This is a genomic window from Lysinimonas soli (genome assembly GCF_042655435.1).
GTDB lineage: Bacteria > Actinomycetota > Actinomycetes > Actinomycetales > Microbacteriaceae > Lysinimonas > Lysinimonas soli.
In genome coordinates this window covers 92,533-109,392 of sequence record NZ_JBHSMG010000002.1, presented here as the reverse complement: position 1 = coordinate 109,392, position 16,860 = coordinate 92,533, and the positions used below count along the sequence as shown (strand labels likewise).

Annotated in this window: 16 protein-coding genes; 5 read left to right on the top strand and 11 right to left on the bottom strand. The window is 72.6% G+C overall.

The annotated features are described in order from the left end of the window. Positions 1-11 precede the first annotated feature (11 nt). Entirely contained in the window at positions 12-719 is a 708-nt protein-coding gene (locus ACFPJ4_RS08055) for a TrmH family RNA methyltransferase (protein WP_386739891.1), read from the top strand. Here the strand turns inward: ACFPJ4_RS08055 and ACFPJ4_RS08050 are convergent. The 3 genes from ACFPJ4_RS08050 to ACFPJ4_RS08040 are packed head-to-tail and all read right to left on the bottom strand — an operon-like array spanning position 705 to position 3,834. Continuing rightward, a complete protein-coding gene (locus ACFPJ4_RS08050) occupies positions 705-2,459 on the bottom strand; it encodes a YhgE/Pip family protein (RefSeq protein ID WP_386739890.1) in 1,755 nt (584 codons plus the stop codon). The two genes, ACFPJ4_RS08055 and ACFPJ4_RS08050, sit on opposite strands and share 15 nt — an antisense overlap. Then, positions 2,456-3,154: a hypothetical protein gene (locus tag ACFPJ4_RS08045; RefSeq protein ID WP_386739889.1), complete on the bottom strand. Its 699-nt coding sequence runs from the start codon at positions 3,152-3,154 to the stop codon at positions 2,456-2,458. The genes ACFPJ4_RS08050 and ACFPJ4_RS08045 overlap by 4 nt, the downstream gene beginning before the upstream one ends. After that, entirely contained in the window at positions 3,151-3,834 is a 684-nt protein-coding gene (locus ACFPJ4_RS08040; RefSeq protein ID WP_386739888.1) for a TetR/AcrR family transcriptional regulator, read from the bottom strand. Before ACFPJ4_RS08040 ends, ACFPJ4_RS08045 begins: the two co-directional genes overlap by 4 nt. Positions 3,835-4,048: 214 nt before the next feature. On the opposite strand from ACFPJ4_RS08040, the gene ACFPJ4_RS08035 reads away from it, so the two are divergent. The 4 genes from ACFPJ4_RS08035 to ACFPJ4_RS08020 are packed head-to-tail and all read left to right on the top strand — an operon-like array spanning position 4,049 to position 7,253. Beyond that, positions 4,049-5,335 (top strand): adenylosuccinate synthase, encoded by a 1,287-nt coding sequence (locus ACFPJ4_RS08035; RefSeq protein ID WP_386739887.1) that lies wholly within the window; start codon positions 4,049-4,051, stop codon positions 5,333-5,335. A gap of 4 nt (positions 5,336-5,339) precedes the next feature. Further along, positions 5,340-6,011 carry a GNAT family N-acetyltransferase gene (locus ACFPJ4_RS08030; protein ID WP_386739886.1) on the top strand — a complete coding sequence of 224 codons (672 nt, stop codon included), beginning with the start codon at positions 5,340-5,342 and terminating at the stop codon, positions 6,009-6,011. Further along, complete coding sequence (locus tag ACFPJ4_RS08025; protein WP_386739885.1) at positions 6,001-6,342, top strand: chorismate mutase; 342 nt, start codon at positions 6,001-6,003, stop codon at positions 6,340-6,342. Before ACFPJ4_RS08030 ends, ACFPJ4_RS08025 begins: the two co-directional genes overlap by 11 nt. After that, positions 6,339-7,253, top strand: coding sequence for an SDR family NAD(P)-dependent oxidoreductase (locus ACFPJ4_RS08020; protein ID WP_386739884.1), 915 nt, complete (start codon positions 6,339-6,341; stop codon positions 7,251-7,253). The genes ACFPJ4_RS08025 and ACFPJ4_RS08020 overlap by 4 nt, the downstream gene beginning before the upstream one ends. Here the strand turns inward: ACFPJ4_RS08020 and ACFPJ4_RS08015 are convergent. The 8 genes from ACFPJ4_RS08015 to ACFPJ4_RS07980 form a co-directional block, all read right to left on the bottom strand. Next, complete coding sequence (locus tag ACFPJ4_RS08015) at positions 7,243-9,708, bottom strand: HAD-IC family P-type ATPase (protein WP_386739883.1); 2,466 nt, start codon at positions 9,706-9,708, stop codon at positions 7,243-7,245. The genes ACFPJ4_RS08020 and ACFPJ4_RS08015 overlap by 11 nt on opposite strands. 9 nt (positions 9,709-9,717) lie before the next feature. Next, positions 9,718-12,072: a phosphoribosylformylglycinamidine synthase subunit PurL gene (purL, locus tag ACFPJ4_RS08010; protein WP_386739882.1), complete on the bottom strand. Its 2,355-nt coding sequence runs from the start codon at positions 12,070-12,072 to the stop codon at positions 9,718-9,720. 125 nt (positions 12,073-12,197) lie between these two features. Beyond that, the gene (locus ACFPJ4_RS08005; protein WP_386739881.1) at positions 12,198-13,121 is read right to left on the bottom strand and encodes an endonuclease domain-containing protein; all 924 of its coding nucleotides are present in this window, start codon (positions 13,119-13,121) and stop codon (positions 12,198-12,200) included. A gap of 191 nt (positions 13,122-13,312) precedes the next feature. Further along, positions 13,313-14,011: a phosphoribosylformylglycinamidine synthase subunit PurQ gene (gene purQ / locus ACFPJ4_RS08000; protein ID WP_386739880.1), complete on the bottom strand. Its 699-nt coding sequence runs from the start codon at positions 14,009-14,011 to the stop codon at positions 13,313-13,315. After that, a complete protein-coding gene (gene purS / locus ACFPJ4_RS07995) occupies positions 14,008-14,280 on the bottom strand; it encodes a phosphoribosylformylglycinamidine synthase subunit PurS (RefSeq protein WP_386739879.1) in 273 nt (90 codons plus the stop codon). Before purS ends, purQ begins: the two co-directional genes overlap by 4 nt. A 35-nt stretch (positions 14,281-14,315) precedes the next feature. Further along, a complete protein-coding gene (locus ACFPJ4_RS07990; protein ID WP_386739878.1) occupies positions 14,316-14,969 on the bottom strand; it encodes a nucleoside/nucleotide kinase family protein in 654 nt (217 codons plus the stop codon). Beyond that, positions 14,966-15,727: an SGNH/GDSL hydrolase family protein gene (locus ACFPJ4_RS07985; protein WP_386739877.1), complete on the bottom strand. Its 762-nt coding sequence runs from the start codon at positions 15,725-15,727 to the stop codon at positions 14,966-14,968. The genes ACFPJ4_RS07990 and ACFPJ4_RS07985 overlap by 4 nt, the downstream gene beginning before the upstream one ends. Before the next feature lie 35 nt (positions 15,728-15,762). Then, complete coding sequence (locus ACFPJ4_RS07980) at positions 15,763-16,833, bottom strand: glycosyl hydrolase family 18 protein (RefSeq protein WP_386739876.1); 1,071 nt, start codon at positions 16,831-16,833, stop codon at positions 15,763-15,765. Positions 16,834-16,860: the final 27 nt, after the last annotated feature.

Genomic DNA, 16,860 nt, shown 5'->3' with positions numbered 1-16,860 from the left:
AGCCTCGACCCGTGGATGACGACGCCGAGCGCGGCCCCGAGCCGGATGCCGAGCCCTTCGCCGGGGCGGCTGCAGAGCCGGATGCCGAGCCCACCCTGTCGGTCGGGGTCGGCCCATGGCCCGGCGGCCCTGATGCCTGGCCGAGCGACCCGCGCTACGACCGCGAGCTGCTGGCGAACGGCGACGCGCGCAACGTCGTCGACCGTTTTCGCTACTGGACCGTCGAGGCCATCGTCGCCGAGCTCGACCGGCATCGGCACGGCTTCTCGGTCGCGATCGAGAACTGGCAGCACGACATGAACATCGGCTCGATCGTGCGCACCGCGAACGCCTTCCTGGCCGAGACCGTGCACATCGTCGGACGCCGCCGCTGGAACAAGCGCGGCGCGATGGTGACGGATCGCTACCAGCACATCGTGCACCACGACACGATCGACTCGCTCGTCGCCTTCGCCCGGGCGAACGATCGCCCGATCGTCGCGGTCGACAACGTGCCGGGTTCGGTCGACGTGACCGAGTTCGGCTTTCCGGAGCGCTGCATCCTGCTCTTCGGTCAGGAGGGACCCGGCCTCACGGCCGAGGCACTCGATGCGGCGGATGCCGTGGTCGAGATCCGCCAGTTCGGGTCGACCCGGTCGCTCAACGCCGGCGCCGCCGCCGCGATCGTGATGCACCAGTGGATCGAGGAGTGGGCGGCACCGGGGTCAGCCGATCAGTGACGGGCGCAGGTCGCGCAGGGTGCGGAAGCGGGTCATCCGCGTGGCACCCAGCGCCGCCGCGGTGAACGCGACGCCCAGCCAGAGCAACAGCACGCCGGCATCCGACAGCGCGGTGTCGAGACTGCCGCCGTACATCAGCTGGCGCAGCCCGTCGACGCCGAAACTCATCGGCAGCACGTGGTGCAGCGCCGCGAGCGGGGCGGGCAGGGTCTGCCACGGGAAGGTGCCGCCGGCCGTGACGAGCTGCACGACCATGAGCACGAGCCCGAGGAACTGCCCGACGCTGCCGAGCCAGACGTTGAGGGCCAGGATGATGGCCGCGAAGGTCAGCGAGATCAGCACCATGAAGGCGAGCGCTCCGATCGGGTTCGCCACGGTGAAGCCGAGCGCGAGGGTCACGATGAGGAAGACCGCGACCATCTGCAACAGTCCCAGGATGCCCGGCGTGAGCCAGCCGGCCAGGGTCACCCGCAGCGGGCGCTGCACCGCCGTGAGGGCGCGACGTGACAGCGGCTTGACGATGAGGAAGAGCGCGTAGATGCCGATCCAGGCGGCGAGCGAGATGAAGAACGGGGCGAGTCCCGCGCCGTAGTCCTGGGCCTTCGTCACGGCCGTGCGCGTCACCGCGGCGGGATCGCCGATGGTCGACGAGACGGCCTCGCGTTGGGCGGCGTCGGTGTTCGGAATCCGGGCGACCCCGTTCGCGAGTCCGTCGTGCAGGGTCGTCGCCCCGCTGCGCAGCTCGCCGAGGCCCGCGGCGAGCGAACTCGCTCCCGTGTGCGCCTGTGCGGCTCCGCTCGACACCTGCTGCGCGCCCGCGTTCAGCTGGTCGACCTGCGCGGCGAGCGAACTCAGCTGCGACTGCGCGCTGCCCGCCTTGGCCGCGAGTGGGTCGAGCTGGGCGAGCAGGGCGTCGATCTGGGTCTGGGTGAGGCCGTCGGCTGTCAGCTGCGCCGCGAGCTGCGAGCGCAAGGCGGGGATCTGCGCGGCCATGCTGTTGCCGGCCGCGACCGCCTGGTGGCCGGTGGCCGCGAGCTTCGCCGTTCCGGCCGCGACCTGGGACGCCCCGGAGGCGAGCGAGGCGGTTCCGGACGCCAGCGACTGGGCCCCCGACTGCGCGGTCGAGGTGCCGTCGACGAGCCGGGACGCGCCGTCGACCGCGGTCGAGAGCGAACCGCGCACGTCCGAGAGGGCGAGCAGGAAGCGGCCCGCCGCCTCACGGCTGACCTGCGAGGCGATCGAGGTGCGGATCGTGGTCGCCGCCTGCGTGGCGATCGTCGAGGCCAGGTAGCTGTTCGTGTCGTTGGTCACGAGCCGGATGTCGGCCTTCCGCGGCTCGGTGACGGCGGCGCCGTTCGCGCCCACCGTGATGTCGCTCGAGGTGAGATCCGCCGAGAAACTCGCGGGGAACGTGACGCTGAAGTCGTAGGTGCCGCGCTTGACACCTGCCGCCGCCTCCTTCGCCGACACCTCGTGCCAGTCGAAGGAGCCGTTCTTGATGACCTGGGCGGCGACGTCCCGGCCGTAGTTGACGGTGGTGCCGTTGCTGCTGCTGCCCGTGTCGAGCACGACGAGCGCCGCGGGCACCCGCTCGAGGCTCGCGTAGGGATCGCGGTTCGCCCACAGGTAGAGCCCGCCGTACAGCACGGGCACGAGCATCAGCGCGACGAGGGCGAGTCGGGCCAGCGGCGTGGCGACGAGCCGGGCGAGTTCGGCGCGGATCAGGGCGGGGACGGTCATGAGGTGCGGCTTTCGGCGAGGGGTGAGGCGGGCGGCGCGGGGTGCGGCGAGTGGGACGCGGCTGACGTGTCCGGCTCCGGCTCCGGCAGGCGTTCGAGGTGCGCGAGGGTCGCGGCGTCGGTGACGACCAGCACGGCGATCCCGCGGGCGGCGGTCTCGCGCACGACCCGCCACCACAGGGCGGGCTCGCCGCCGTGCCGCTCGGGCGAGGTGATGACGAGGGCCGCGACATCCGGTCGCAGCAGGGCGAGCTCGATCAGCAGGCGCAGCCGGTCGGCACCGCCGAGCGAGCCGAAGGGATGCCGATCCCGCCGATCGACCGAGAGCTCGACCCGCGAGCCGCGGACGCCCGCGAGGGCGAGCTCCTCCCGCACGACGGTGGCGATGCTCACCTCGTCGGAGTGATCGGCGACCAACGGGGTGTCGATGAGGGCGATGGCCCGTCGCAGGGCGGCCGGCCGCAGCACGTGGTCGTGGGCGTCGCCGTCGCCGTCGTCGGCCAGCTCGACCGCGGTCACGCTCCCGGCGTCGAGCTTCATGCGACCGGATGCCGCGAGCGACAGCACCGTCGGACGGATGCCGCCCTCGGTGGCCACGACGGTCGGCACTCCGGGCGCGAAGCTCGCGCTCACCGGCGGGAGCGCCGCGGCCCGCCCCGTGCCGACCGCGGCGCCGTCCAGCGTCACGCGGATCATCGGGCGGCTCCGCCGAGCTCGGGCGTCTCGTCGATCAGACGCCCGGCACTCGCCGCGTCGAGTCCGGCGACCGAGAGGACGGTGAGCATCGCGAGGCGACGGCCGGCGTCGGCGGGGATGCCCGCACGGGTGGCCTCGTCGAGCACGGCGATCGCGGCGCCCTCGATCAGGCGCGCGAGGGTCTCGGGGTCGATGTCGGTGCGGACGCGGCTCCGCGATGCGGCGCTGCCGGCGCTGGCATCCGGTCGGGCGCGGTGTCGCACGGCCCCGAGCAGCTGGGCGCGCACGGGACGCAGCTGTTCGGCGACGAGCCCCTGGAACGGGCCGCGCACCGCGAACAGGGTCATGACCCGCACCGAGTCGACCTCCTGCCACATCTGCGAGGCGATCAGGGCCAGGCGCACGAGCGGATCGGGGTGGTCGACGCCCGCCAGGGATGCGGCGACGCGCGCGGCGCCCGTCGTGACGAGTTCCTTCAGCAGGGCGTCGCGGTTGGCGAAGTGCCCGTAGACCGCACGACGCGTCAGGCCGGCTTCCGCGGCGATCGCGTCGAGACCGGCATCCGGATCGCGGTTCAGGACGACGCGGGCCGCCGCGAGCAGGGCCGCGCGGTTCTCGGTCGCGTCGCGGCGGGGCGAGCGACCCGTCGGGGCGGTGGACGTGGTGGAGGCGGTGGGCATCCTGTCATGGTAGTAACTTGCACATCAATGTGCAAGTTATCTGACGACCCTGCCGCGAGAAGTGCCACATGGCTGCTCGCGGGCGCCGGAAGCGCCATGTCGCACCACTCGCGCCCCGGGTGCGCCGACGAGCGACTTCGGGCCCCGCGCACGCCGTCCGATAGACTGGGGCGTAATCCCTCCGCCCGACTACAGAAGTCCCAGGGAGTCCGCCATGCCCGCGATCGTTCTCATCGGTGCCCAGTGGGGCGACGAAGGCAAGGGCAAGGCCACCGACCTGCTCGGCAGCCGCGTCGACTACGTCGTCAAGTTCAACGGCGGCAACAACGCCGGCCACACCGTGGTGATCGGCGATGAGAAGTACGCCCTGCACCTGCTGCCCTCCGGCATCCTGACGCCGGGCGTCACGCCCGTGATCGCCAACGGTGTCGTCGTCGACATCCAGGTGCTCTTCGACGAGCTCGAGGCGCTGATGGCCCGCGGCCTGGACGTCTCGAAGCTGCTGATCAGCGCCAACGCGCACGTCATCACGCAGTACCACCGCACGATCGACAAGGTCACGGAGCGCTTTCTCGGCAAGCGGCAGATCGGCACGACCGGCCGGGGCATCGGGCCGGCGTACGCCGACAAGATCAACCGGGTCGGCATCCGGATCCAGGACCTGTTCGACGAGAACATCCTGCGGCAGAAGGTCGAGGGCGCCCTCGACCAGAAGAACCACCTGCTGGTCAAGGTCTACAACCGGCGGGCGATCGCGGCGTCCGAGGTGGTCGACGACCTGCTCTCGTACGCCGAGCGGCTGCGGCCGATGGTCGCCGACACCGGCCTGATCCTCAACCAGGCGCTGGATGCCGGCAAGACCGTGCTCTTCGAGGGCGGCCAGGCGACGATGCTGGACGTCGACCACGGCACCTACCCCTTCGTCACCTCCTCGAACGCGACGAGCGGGGGAGCCGCGACCGGATCGGGCGTCGCACCCAACCGTTTCGACCGCGTCATCGGCATCGTCAAGGCGTACGCGACGCGCGTGGGTTCCGGGCCGTTCCCGACCGAATTGTTCGACGAGTCGGGCGAGTTCCTGCGCTCGGCCGGGTTCGAGTTCGGCACCACCACCGGGCGGCCGCGCCGTACCGGCTGGTACGACGCCCCGGTGGCCCGGTACGCGGCGCGCATCAACGGCATCACCGACTTCGTGCTCACGAAGCTCGACGTGCTGACCGGGCTGGAGAGCATCCGGGTCTGCGTCGCGTACGACGTCGACGGCGTGCGGTTCGACGAGATGCCGGTCAACCAGAGCGACTTCCATCACGCGGTGCCGATCTACGAGGACTTTCCCGGCTGGACCGACGACATCACGGGCGTGACCGAGTTCGACCAGCTGCCGAAGAACGCGCGCGACTACGTGCTCGCCGTCGAGGCGATGAGCGGATCGCGCATCTCGGCGATCGGCGTCGGCCCCGGCCGCGACGCGATCGTCGTGCGGCACGACCTCATCGGCTGACACCGTGCCCGCCACCCGTCCCGATCGTGCGCCGCTGGTCGGTCGTTTCGTGCGTCTCGAGCCGTTTCGTCTCGATCACCTGCCGGCGCTGTGGACCGCGCTCGGGCATCCCGAGGTGTTCGCGGGCGGCTACGGGGGCGGCCCGGCCGGCCTGCCGGCAGATGAGGCGGCGTTCGCCGCATGGGCGCCGCGCTACTTCCCGCACGAGACCGGCAACACCTACGTCGTGATCGTGAACGGCGGCCCGCACGACGGACGCGTCGTCGGCGCCTCGACGCTGGGCGACTTCGACGAGGCCCGGGAGCAGGCCCACATCGGCTGGACCGGATTCGACCCGCGGGTCTGGGCAAGTCAGGTGAACCCCGAGACCAAGCTGCTCATGCTCGGCCTCGCCTTCGAGCACGGCTACGGTCGGGTCAAGCTGCAGGCGGATGACCGCAACCTGCGGTCGAAAGCCGCGATCGCGAAGCTCGGCGCCCGGTTCGAGGGGATCGAGCGCCGCTCGATCAAGCGGGCCGACGGCAGCTGGCGCGACACCGCGATCTTCTCGATCCTCGTCGACGAGTGGCCGGGCGTGCGCGCCGGGCTCGAGGCACGGCTGGCGTCGTTCGGGGATGAATCGGTGCGGTTCCGCGAGCACCAGGAGCACGCTCTAGAGTCGGAGCATGACCGCTGAACCGTCCTCAGGGTACGCCGACGCCTCGGCCGAGCTGGCCGCGATCCGGCTGAGCATCGACAACATCGACGCGGCCCTCGTGCACATGCTGGCCGAGCGGTTCAAGTTCACGCAGAAGGTGGGCAGGCTGAAGGCCGCGAGCGGGATGCCGGCCTCCGACCCCGAGCGCGAGCGCGTGCAGATCGCGCGGCTGCGCTCCATCGCCGAGCAGGCGCAGCTCGATCCGGCGTTCGCCGAGAAGTGGTTCAACTTCGTCGTGGCGGAGGTCATCCACCACCACGAGCAGCTCGCCACGGGGGCCGTCGAGACGTCTGCCGAGACACCGGCGTGAGCTGGGATCCTCGCGCCCTGCCCTCCGAGACCGGGCGGTGCTACGTCGTCACGGGCGGCAACGCCGGCATCGGGTACTTCACGAGCGAGCAGCTCGCCTCGACGGGGGCTCGCGTCATCCTCGCCTCGCGTTCGGCGCCGCGGGCCGAGCGGGCGATCGCCTCGATCCGGGCGCGGGTTCCGGGCGCTCTCGTCGACGTCGTCCCGCTGGATCTCGCCTCCTTGGGCTCGGTCGCCGACGCGGCCGCGCGGCTGCGCGAACTCGGGCCGATCGACGGGCTGATCAACAACGCCGGGCTCGTGAGCCCGTCTCGCCGCCGCGAGACGACCGTCGACGGTCTCGAGCGCACGATCGGCGCGAACTTCTTCGGCCATTTCGCTCTCACCGCACAGCTCTGGCCGTCGCTCACCGAGCAGGGCCGCGTGGTCGGACTCGGCAGCATGGCGACCCGGATGGTGCGCCTCGACGCCGACGATCTGCTCTCGGAGCACCGCTATCGCCCGTTCCGGGCCTACGGTCTCTCGAAGCACGCCGTGCACGGCTTCGCCTTCGAGCTGGACCGCCGCATCCGCGCGGCCGGCTCGCACCGGCTGTCCCTGCTCGCACATCCCGGCTATGCCGTCACAGGCCTCGCCGCCGCGCGCGAGGGGATCACGGAGCAGTCATGGCTGGGCCGCGCGGGCGACCGCGCGATGGGGTTCATGGCACAGGGCAAGGACCGCGGGGCCTGGCCCGCCGTGCGCGCGGTGCTCGATCCGGATGCCCGCAGCGGCGAGTTCTACGGTCCCGCCCGCTCGGTCGCCGGGCCGCCGATCGCGATCGAGCCGGTGCCCTCCAGCGCCTCGCCGCAGTTCGGTGCCGCGCTCTGGAACCTCGCCGAACAGCGCACCGGCGTGAGTTTCACGGTCTGAGGCGACGGCGTGCCGTCGTCACCCCGCTGCGCCGCAGCACCTCGAGGGCGAGGATGCCGAGGGCGGCGGCGACCGCCGCGGCCGGGAGGACCGGCGCCGGCGGTCCGAGCGAGAAGAAGTCCGACACCCACGGGATGAGCACGGTGCCGGCGAGGCCGAGCGCGAGCGCGAGCAGCAGCAGCACCCGGCGCAGGTCCAGCGGGCGCAGCAGGATGCCGAGCAGCCAGAGCCCGACCACGGTCAGGGCGAGCACCACGGCGGTCGAGGTGGCGGTCGCATCCGCCTGCATGGCGCGCAGGGCCACGACGAGCCCGGTGACCACGAGCGCGATGACGAGACCCGAGGGCACGCAGAAGCGCAGCGCTCGCCGCAGGAACCCGGCCTGCGCGCGGTCGGTGGCGGCGAGGCCCGCGAGCACCAGCGCCGGCAACCCGATGGTGAGCCCGTCGGTCGCGGCGAACTGCCGCGGCAGCAGGGGGAAGGTCCAGAGCAGGGCACCGAAGACGATCGCGAGCACGATCGCGTACACGGTCTTGGCCAGGAAGAGCTTCGCCAGCCGTTCGACGTTGCTGATCACCCGCCGGCCGTAGGCCACCGTCTGCGGCAGCCGGTCGAAGTCGCCGTCGAGCAGCACGAGCTGCGAGACCGCGCGGGTGGCCGCGACGCCCGATCCCATCGCGATGCCGAGGTCGGCGTGCGAGAGGGCGAGCGCGTCGTTCGCGCCGTCGCCGATCATCGCCACGATGTGACCGGCCGAGCGCATCGCGAGCACCATGTCGCGCTTCTGCTCCGGGGTCACCCGGCCGATGATCGGATGCCGGTCGAGCGCCGCGGCGAGCCCGGCCGGGTCGGTGGGCAGCGTCCGCGCGTCGATCGCCTCGGTGACCGGGATGCCGGCGGCCCGCGCGACGGCGGCGACCGTGGAGGGGTGATCGCCGGAGAGGATCCGCAGCTCGACCCCCTGCTCGCGGAAGAAGGCCACCGTGGCCGCCGCATCGGGGCGCAGCCGCTCGCGCACCGTGATCAGGGCGACGGGCTCGAGCGGGGCGGAGCGCAGCCACGCGGTGTCCGCGGCGGCCCGCGCCGCGACGTCGCGCTCGCCGGAGGCCCGCAGCGGCACAGCGCTCGCCGCGAGCACGAGCACCCGCAGCCCGGATGCCGCGAGCTCGCCCGCCCGCGTGAGCACCGCCGACGCTGCGACTCCCCCGCGCCCCTCGGCCAGCACGACGTCGGGAGCGCCGAGCACCCAACTGCCGCGGGCCGGTCCGGCCGCGAAGCCGACCGCGCTCCACTTGCGTGCCGAGTCGAAGCCGACCGCCGTCGGCGCGGGGTCGGCCGCCTCCGGTCGGCTGTCGGCGCCGGCCGCGGCGCCGACGGCGGCGCCGACCGCCCCGAAGCGCTCGACCAGGCTGCGCGCCGTGACGTTGGCATCCGGTCGCGTTCCGAACCAGCCCAGCACGGCATCCCAGCCCGGCCGCTCGTCGAGCAGCTCGCAGCCGTCGAGCACCATCGTTCCGTCGGTGAGCGTCCCTGTCTTGTCGAAGCACAGCACGTCGACGCGGGCCAGCGTCTCGACGGCGGGCAGGTCCTGCACGAGCACCCGGCTGCGCAGCAGGGCGACCGCGGCGACGGCGAGGGCGACGCTCGTGATGAAGACGAGGCCCTGCGGCACCATCCCGATCACGCTCGAGATCGCCCGGATCGCCCCCTCGCGCCAGCTCCCGTTCGCGAGGGCCGTCGACCAGCCGCCCAGGGCATCCATCTGCCCGTTGAGCACGAGGGCGGCGATCGGCAGCAGGATCCAACTGACCCAGCGGATGACGCGCCGCAACGCCGCGCGGATCTCGGAGGTCGCCCGTCCCGTCCCCCGGGCCCCCGCCGTGATCCGGTTGGCGTACGACGACGCCCCCACTCGCGTCGCCCGCGCCAACCCGGTGCCCGCGACCACGAACGACCCGGCCAGCAGCTCGCGCGCGGCCTCCGCGGGGATCGGGTCCGCCTCGCCGGTCAGCATCGACTCGTCGAGCTCGAGGCCGTCGGCGCTCAGCACCACGGCATCCGCGACGAGCTGGTCTCCCGCCGTGAGCACGAGCACGTCGTCGCGCACGACGGCGTCGCGGGCGACCAGCGTGGGCACTCCGTCGCGGAGCACCCGCGCCTGCGGCGCCTCGAGCAGGGCCAGCCGGTCGAGGGTGATCTTGGCGCGGGTCTCCTGGGCGACGCCGATCGCGGTGTTGGCGATCGCGAAGAAGCCGAAGAGGGCATCCACGACGTCGCCGAGCACCAGCAGCGCTCCGAACGAGAGCCCGACGACGAGGTTGAACAGCGTGAGCACGTTCTCGCGGACGATCTGCCAGACCGGCCGGCTCGTGACGGCCCGGTAGCGGTTGCTCAGACCCGCGCGAACGCGCTCCTCGACCTCGGCTGAGCTGAGTCCGCGCACCGGGCCGGCCATGTCATTCGATCAGATCGTCGCGCCGAAGTGCGCGGCGAGCGGACGAGCCCAGGTGCCGCGCAGCTCGTCGAGGGGAACCGAGAACAGGTCCTGCACCTCGAGCAGCGGCTCGCTGTCGGTCACGCCGACCCGCAGCACGGGGTAGCCGCGGCCCTCGCAGAGTCTGGTGAACTTCACGTCCTCTTCGCGCGGCACGGCGACGAGCACGCGTCCGGTCGATTCGCTGAAGAGGGCGGTCGCGACATCCACCCCGTCCCGGGCGCACAGCTCGCCGAGCCAGATGCGCGCGCCGACGCCGAATCGCAGCACGCCCTCGCTGAACGCCGCCGCGAGTCCGCCGTCGGCGAGGTCGTGCGCGGCGTTGAAGAGTCCCTCGTGGGCGGCCGCGGCGAGCAGCTCGCCGAGCTCCTTCTCACGGCTCAGGTCGACGGCCGGCGGGCGACCGCCGAGGTGCCCGTGCACGACCCCGGCCCAGGCCGAGCCGTCGAGCTCGAGCGCGGTCGTGCCCAGCAGGTACAGGTTGTCGCCCGGGTCCTGCCAGCCCGACGGCACGCGGCGTGCGACGTCGTCGATCGTGCCCATCACGGCGACGACGGGGGTCGGGTGGATCGGCACGTCGCCCGTCTGGTTGTAGAAGCTCACGTTGCCGCCCGTGACCGGGATGCCGAGCTCGAGGCAGCCGTCGGCGAGGCCTTCGACGGCCTGCGAGAACTGCCACATGACCTCGGGGTTCTCGGGCGAGCCGAAGTTGAGGCAGTCGCTGACCGCGACCGGGGTCGCGCCCGTGGCGGCGACGTTGCGGTACGCCTCGGCGAGGGCGAGCTGCGCTCCGACGTAGGGGTCGAGGTAGGCGTAGCGCCCGTTCGCGTCGGTCGCGAAGGCGACGCCGAGTCCGGACGTCTCGTCGACGCGGATCATGCCGCCGTCATCCGGGTAGCTCAGTGCCGTGTTGCCGAGCACGTACCGGTCGTACTGGTCGGTGATCCAGCTCTTGTCGGCCAGGTTGGCGCTGCCGATCAGCTCGAGCAGCTGCGCGCGCAGAGCGGGCCCCTCGGAGGGCCGCGGCAGCTCGGAGGCCGAGTTGGCGCGCACCGCGTTGAGCCAGGACGGGTAGGCCAGCGGCCGGTCGTACACGGGGCCGTCGACGGCGACCGTGCGCGGGTCGACGTCGACGATCGTCTCGCCGCGCCAGGTGATGGCCAGGCGGCCGGTCTCGGTGACCTCGCCGAGCACGCTGGTCTCGACATCCCACTTGCCGGTCACGGCGAGGAAGGCGTCGAGCTTGCCCGGCTCGACGATCGCCATCATGCGCTCCTGGCTCTCGGACATGAGGATCTCCTCCGCCGTGAGCGAGGGATCGCGCAACAGCACGCGGTCCAGCTCGATCGCCATGCCGCCGTCGCCGTTGCTGGCGAGCTCGGAGGTGGCGCACGAGATGCCGGCCGCGCCGAGATCCTGGATGCCCTGCACCAGATCCCCCGCGAACAGCTCGAGGCAGCACTCGATGAGCACCTTCTCGGCGAAGGGGTCGCCCACCTGCACCGCCGGCCGCTTGGTCGGCCCGCCCGCGCTGAAGGTGTCGGAGGCGAGAATGGATGCCCCGCCGATCCCGTCCCCGCCGGTGCGCGCCCCGAACAGCACGACCTTGTTGCCCGCGCCGCGGGCGTTCGCCAGATGCAGGTCCTCGTGCCGCAGCACGCCCACCGCGAGGGCGTTGACCAGCGGGTTCGCCTGGTAGATCGGGTCGAACCAGGTCTCGCCGCCGATGTTGGGCAGCCCGAGGCAGTTGGCGTAGAAGCTGATGCCGCTCACGACGCCGGGAACGACGCGGGCCGTGTCGCGGTCGTCGATCGCGCCGAAGCGCAGGGCGTCCATGACGGCGACGGGGCGCGCGCCCATCGAGATGATGTCGCGCACGATGCCGCCGACACCGGTCGCGGCACCCTGGAACGGCTCGATGTAGCTCGGGTGGTTGTGGCTCTCGATCTTGAAGGTGACCGCCCAGCCCTCGCCGACATCCACGACCCCGGCGTTCTCGCCCATGCCGACCATGAGGTTCTTGGTCATCTCGGGGCTGACCTTCTGCCCGAACTGGCGCAGCCAGACCTTGGAGCTCTTGTAGGAGCAGTGCTCGCTCCACATCACGGAGTACATCGCGAGCTCGCCGCTCGTGGGGCGCCGGCCGAGCAGCTCGCGGATGCTCTGGTACTCCTCGGTCTTGAGGCCCAGGGCGGCGTAGGGCTGCTCGCGCTCGGGCGTCGCGGCGGCGTTCGCGACGGAGTCGACGGTGCCCGGTGCGGCGGCGCCCGATGCGGCGGGGACGGCCGGTGCGGCGGGGACGGGGGTGGCGGTGGTGTCGGACACGCGGGCCGGGGCTCCATTCGCGGGAAGGTCGGGTTTCAGTCTATCGAGCCGCCCTCCCGGGGGCTCCCGGGGCCCCGCGTGGGCCTGCGCCCGCCCCACGGCGCCGAGACTCCCCGAATCGACCCTCACCGCCGCGCGAAGGTCGATTCGGGGAGTCTCAGTGCCGATCGCACCCGGTCGACCGTCGCATCCGGGGTCGCGAAGAGCCCCCGCGACCGCACCCGGATGACGCGCCACTCGTCCGCGACGAATCCGTCGATCCGCGTCATGTCGATCTCGTATTGCCGGGTGCTCGTGCGGTGCTGGTCGCCGTCGTACTCGACGATGACCCGCGCCTCTCGGTAGACCAGATCGGCCCGGCCCAGGATCCGACCCGCGCGGCTGCGCACCTCGGCGTTGACCTTGGGCTCGGGCAGGCCCGCTCCGACGAGAAGCACGCGCAGCAAGGTCTCGGGGCGCGACTCGGCCCCCTGCCTGACCAGGGCGATCGCGGCGCGGCTGCGCCGGCATCCGCGTCCACGGAACGCTCGCACGGCAGTCCTCAGCTCGGCGAGAGCGAGGTGCGGTCTCACCTCGCCCGGATCGAGGACCACCGGGTCGAGCACGATCGCATCTCCGAGAGCGACGAGGTCGGGCAGCGACAGCAGCGAGGCGCATTCGCAGAACAGCGTGGCCGGATCGGACACCGGGAGCCCGTCACGCAGCACCTGAGCGCCCCATGCCGAGACATGGCCCTGAACGCCGGTCGTGCGAGTCGCGTTACGCGGCGGACGGACCGTGAGATGGATCGGGTGATCGCCGGGCGGGAGGGGCAGGTTCCAGAGTTCAGCGGCACTCGTATGGCTGAAGCGTTCGCCCTCTCGCAACAGCGGAGCGCAGGCGCGATGCCGGCCGAGTGATTCCTCGGCCGACGCCTCGACCCGGATGCCGTGAAAGGGGCGCAGGAGGTCGGCTCCGCGCAAGCGTCCTTCGCCGATCCCGTGGCCGTGTGCATCGCGGGTGCGGAACGCGGTTGACCGCAGGGTGGGCGGCAGGATGATGCGCGGCATCCAGAGATCGTGGCCCGCTCGGCCGGCGGGCGGGCCTCACCATGCACAACCGCGCATCGAGACTCCCCGAATCGACCTTCACCGCCGCCGGAAGGTCGATTCGGGGAGTTTCGGCGGGGTGGCGCGGTGGGGGTGGGGTGCGGTGGGGCGCGGTGGGGGTGGGGCGCGGCGGGGCGGCGCGCGGCCGCGGGTCAGGCGCGGGCGAGGGCCCCGTGCAGCACGCTCGTGAAGAAGGTCAACCCGTCGACGCCGGAGCGCATGGCGTCGGGGGTGTCGGGCCCGAAGCCGGGCTCGGTGGCGTGCTCCGGATGCGGCATCAGCCCGACCACGTTGCCGCGCGCGTTGGTCAGCCCCGCGATGTCGTCGAGCGAGCCGTTCGGGTTGACGTCGAGGTAGCGGAACGCGACCAGACCCTCACCCTCGATCCGCTTGAGCGTCTCGGCATCGACGATGAAGCCGCCCTCGGCGTTCTTCAGCGGGATGGTGATCTCCTGGCCGACCGTGAATCCGTTGGTCCAGGCGGTCGACGCGTTCTCGACCCGCAGCTTCTGGTCGCGGCAGACGAAGTCGCCGTGGTCGTTGCGGATCAGCCCTCCGGGCAGCAGGTGCGCCTCGACGAGGATCTGGAAGCCGTTGCAGATGCCGAGCACCGGCATCCCCGCGTTGGCGGCGGCGATGACCTCGGCCATGATCGGCGAGCGGGCCGCGATGGCGCCGCAGCGCAGGTAGTCGCCGTAGCTGAAGCCGCCGGGCAGCACGATGGCGTCGACGCCCTGCAGCTCATGATCGCCGTGCCACAGTGCGACGGCCTCGCCACCGGCCCGTCGCACGGCGCGCTGAGCATCGCGGTCGTCGAGCGAACCGGGGAAGGTGACGACGCCGATCCTCATGAGGCGGACCCGGCCGCGGTCGTCTCGGCGACGTAGACCCGCACGACGTCTTCGATGACCGAGTTGCTGAGCATGTCGTCGGCGAGTTTCTGCGCTTCGGCGAGCACGGCATCCGTGACCTCGCCGTCGACGGTCAGCTCGAAGCGCTTGCCGATGCGGACGGCGGTGAACTCCGACTTGCCGAGCCGGGCGAGGGCTCCGGCGACGGCCTTGCCTGCGGGGTCGAGCAGTTCCGCCTTGGGCATGACCTCGACGACGATGGTGGACACGTGCGACTCCCCGGGGCTCGGGTGGGTGGATGCCCTCAGTCTACCGAGACGGTCGCGGTCGCCCGCTGTCGGCCCTCGGCGATCAGGCGGGCGTTGGGCTCGTCGACCTCGTCGACCCAGAGCTCGGCCTCCTCGGGGGTCTTGCCGTACGCGACGTGGCGGTCCAGCAGCCGGGCGCGGCGCAGCGCCGGGTCGGCGTCGAGGTACCAGATCGGGTCGAGCAGCCCCGCGACCCGATCCCAGCCGTCCCGGTCGTGCAGCAGGTAGTTGCCTTCGACGATGACGATCCGGATGTCGCAGCCGATCGCCAGCGCATCCGGAACCGGTTCCTCGATCGCGCGGTCGAATCCGGGTGCCGACACCGTGCCCGGCTCCCCGCGGAGCCGCTGAAGCACCCGCACGAACCCCTCCACGTCGAAGGTGTCGGGGGCGCCCATGCGGCCACGGCGTCCGAGTTCGACGAGGCGCGCCTGCGGCAGGTGGAACCCGTCCATCGGAAGCACCGCGGCGGGCAGGTCGATGAGCTCGAGTTCGTGCCGGAGGGCCGCGGCGACGGTGGACTTGCCGACCCCGGGCGGCCCGACCAGGCCGAGCAGGGTGCGCCCGGATGCCGGGGTGCTCTTCTGGGCGGGCTCCCGCCGGAGCCCCTGCGCGAGCCCGCGCGCGAGGGTCGCCGCGTCGACCGTCACGGCCTCGCGCGGAACGCCGCGACGATCCCCTCGGCGAGCGCCTGGTACCCGGCCGCGTCGGGGTGGAAGCCGTCGGACGCGACCGACCGACCGTCGAACCCGGAGGCCGTCGCGGCCCCGTGCTCGCGGGCGACGCGCCCCGCACGCCGGGTCAACCCGTTGGCGTGCCGGCCGAGCACCCAGCGCACGGGGTTCGGGAGCGCCGCGAAGCGGCCGAACCCGGGCGGCGCGACGACGATGAGCCGGGCCTCGGGAGACCCGGCGTGCAGGCGATCGAGCAGGGCGCCCAGCGCGCGGGCGAACTCGGACGCCGGCCGCAATCGCATGGCGTCGTTCCACCCGACCAGCACGACGCCGAGGTCGAAGTGCGCCGCGACGGCGGCATCGGCGAACCCCTCGAGCACCTCGCGAGCGGTCGCCCCGCTGCGCCCGACGGCGCGCCACGCGACGGCGCCCCGATCGCTGAGCAGCCGGGCCAGCCGTCCCGGAATGGCGTCGTCGAGGGTCGTCACCCCGGTTCCGACCGCGGTGGAGTCGCCGACCACGAGCACCCGCAGCGGATGTCCGACCCCGGCGCCGACCCCTGAGCCGACGCCGACAGCTGCATCTGCGCCCGCTCCGGCCCCGGCACGTCCCCGGGCGCCGACGAGTCCGTCGTGCGCGCCGCGCGCCTCCGGAAGCTGCGGCACGCTCGCCCGCAATCGGGCGGCCTGGCGCAGCACGATCGGCGCGAGCAGGAGGGCGGGGACGCGGCTCACGGCGCGAGTCTAGCGACGGGTCCAGCGCCGGGCCCTCACCCGGTCGCGGTGGGCGACGGCGTGGCCAGTGACTGTGTCGTCAGCGGGTCGGAGAGCGCGAGCGACCAGACCGCGACGCCGTGGAGCCCGAGGCGCTCGGCGAGGGCGACGCGCAACGCGATCGATCGCGTGTCGGCCCACCAGAACACCTGACCGTCTTTCAGGGTCGCCGTCCACTCCCCCGTGCCCTGGTCGAAGCGCGCGATCGAGCCGTCGGCCTCGACGAGACGGCGCGCGCGATGGTCGCCGACCGTGTGCGTGCCGTCGCTCGCCCAGCGGTAGCCGTAGCCGGCCACGCCGAGGTCGATCTGCCCGGGTTGAGCCGTGATGAGCAGCGCGTCGAGCACCTTCTTCTGCCAGTTCAGCGACCCGACCGGCCCGGGGTCGGTCGGGTCGAAGGTGCCGTGCTGGTCGTAGGCCATGACCGTGAGCCGGTCGAGCGACCGCAACAGCCCCGCGACGTCGTAGCCCTGGCGCAGGTAGCCGCCGGGGGTCGTCGAGGGCTGGATGGCGGCATCCAGGTGCACCGCGGGACCGACCGCACGCCGCAGGGCCGCCGCGAACGCCGTGAGCCCGGGCGCCTCGGACGCGCTCAGCGACTCGAGGTCGAACATGACGCCGTCCCAGCCCCCGGACTTCACGACGGCGGCGAGCGAGGCGGCCGCCGACTCGCGATTCGCCGCGGTGCCGAGCATCGCGGCGGCGACCGTGTCGCTGAACCTGCCGCCGTCGATGTTGAGCAGCAGCACCTCGGCCTTGAGGCCGAGCCGGTGGGCGTGGGCCAGTTGGGCCAGAACGGCGGGCGTCGGTGCCGTCACGGATGCCCCGTCGCTCGCGATGTCGATGCCCGAGACCGCGACCGTGCTCATGCCGGTCTTGCTGGCATCCAGGTTGACGGGGTCGCCCCACGACGGCTGGAACCCCGTGACGACGGCGGTGCTCGGCGCAGCGGTGTGCGGTTGGGGCGCGACGGCGCGCGGCGTGGTGGGGCGCGACACGCAGCCCGCCAGCACGACGGCGAGCAGCGCGATGGCGGTCGCGCTCGCGATCAGGCGGCGGGGTCGCATCCGTCCATCATGCGCCGAGCGACGGGG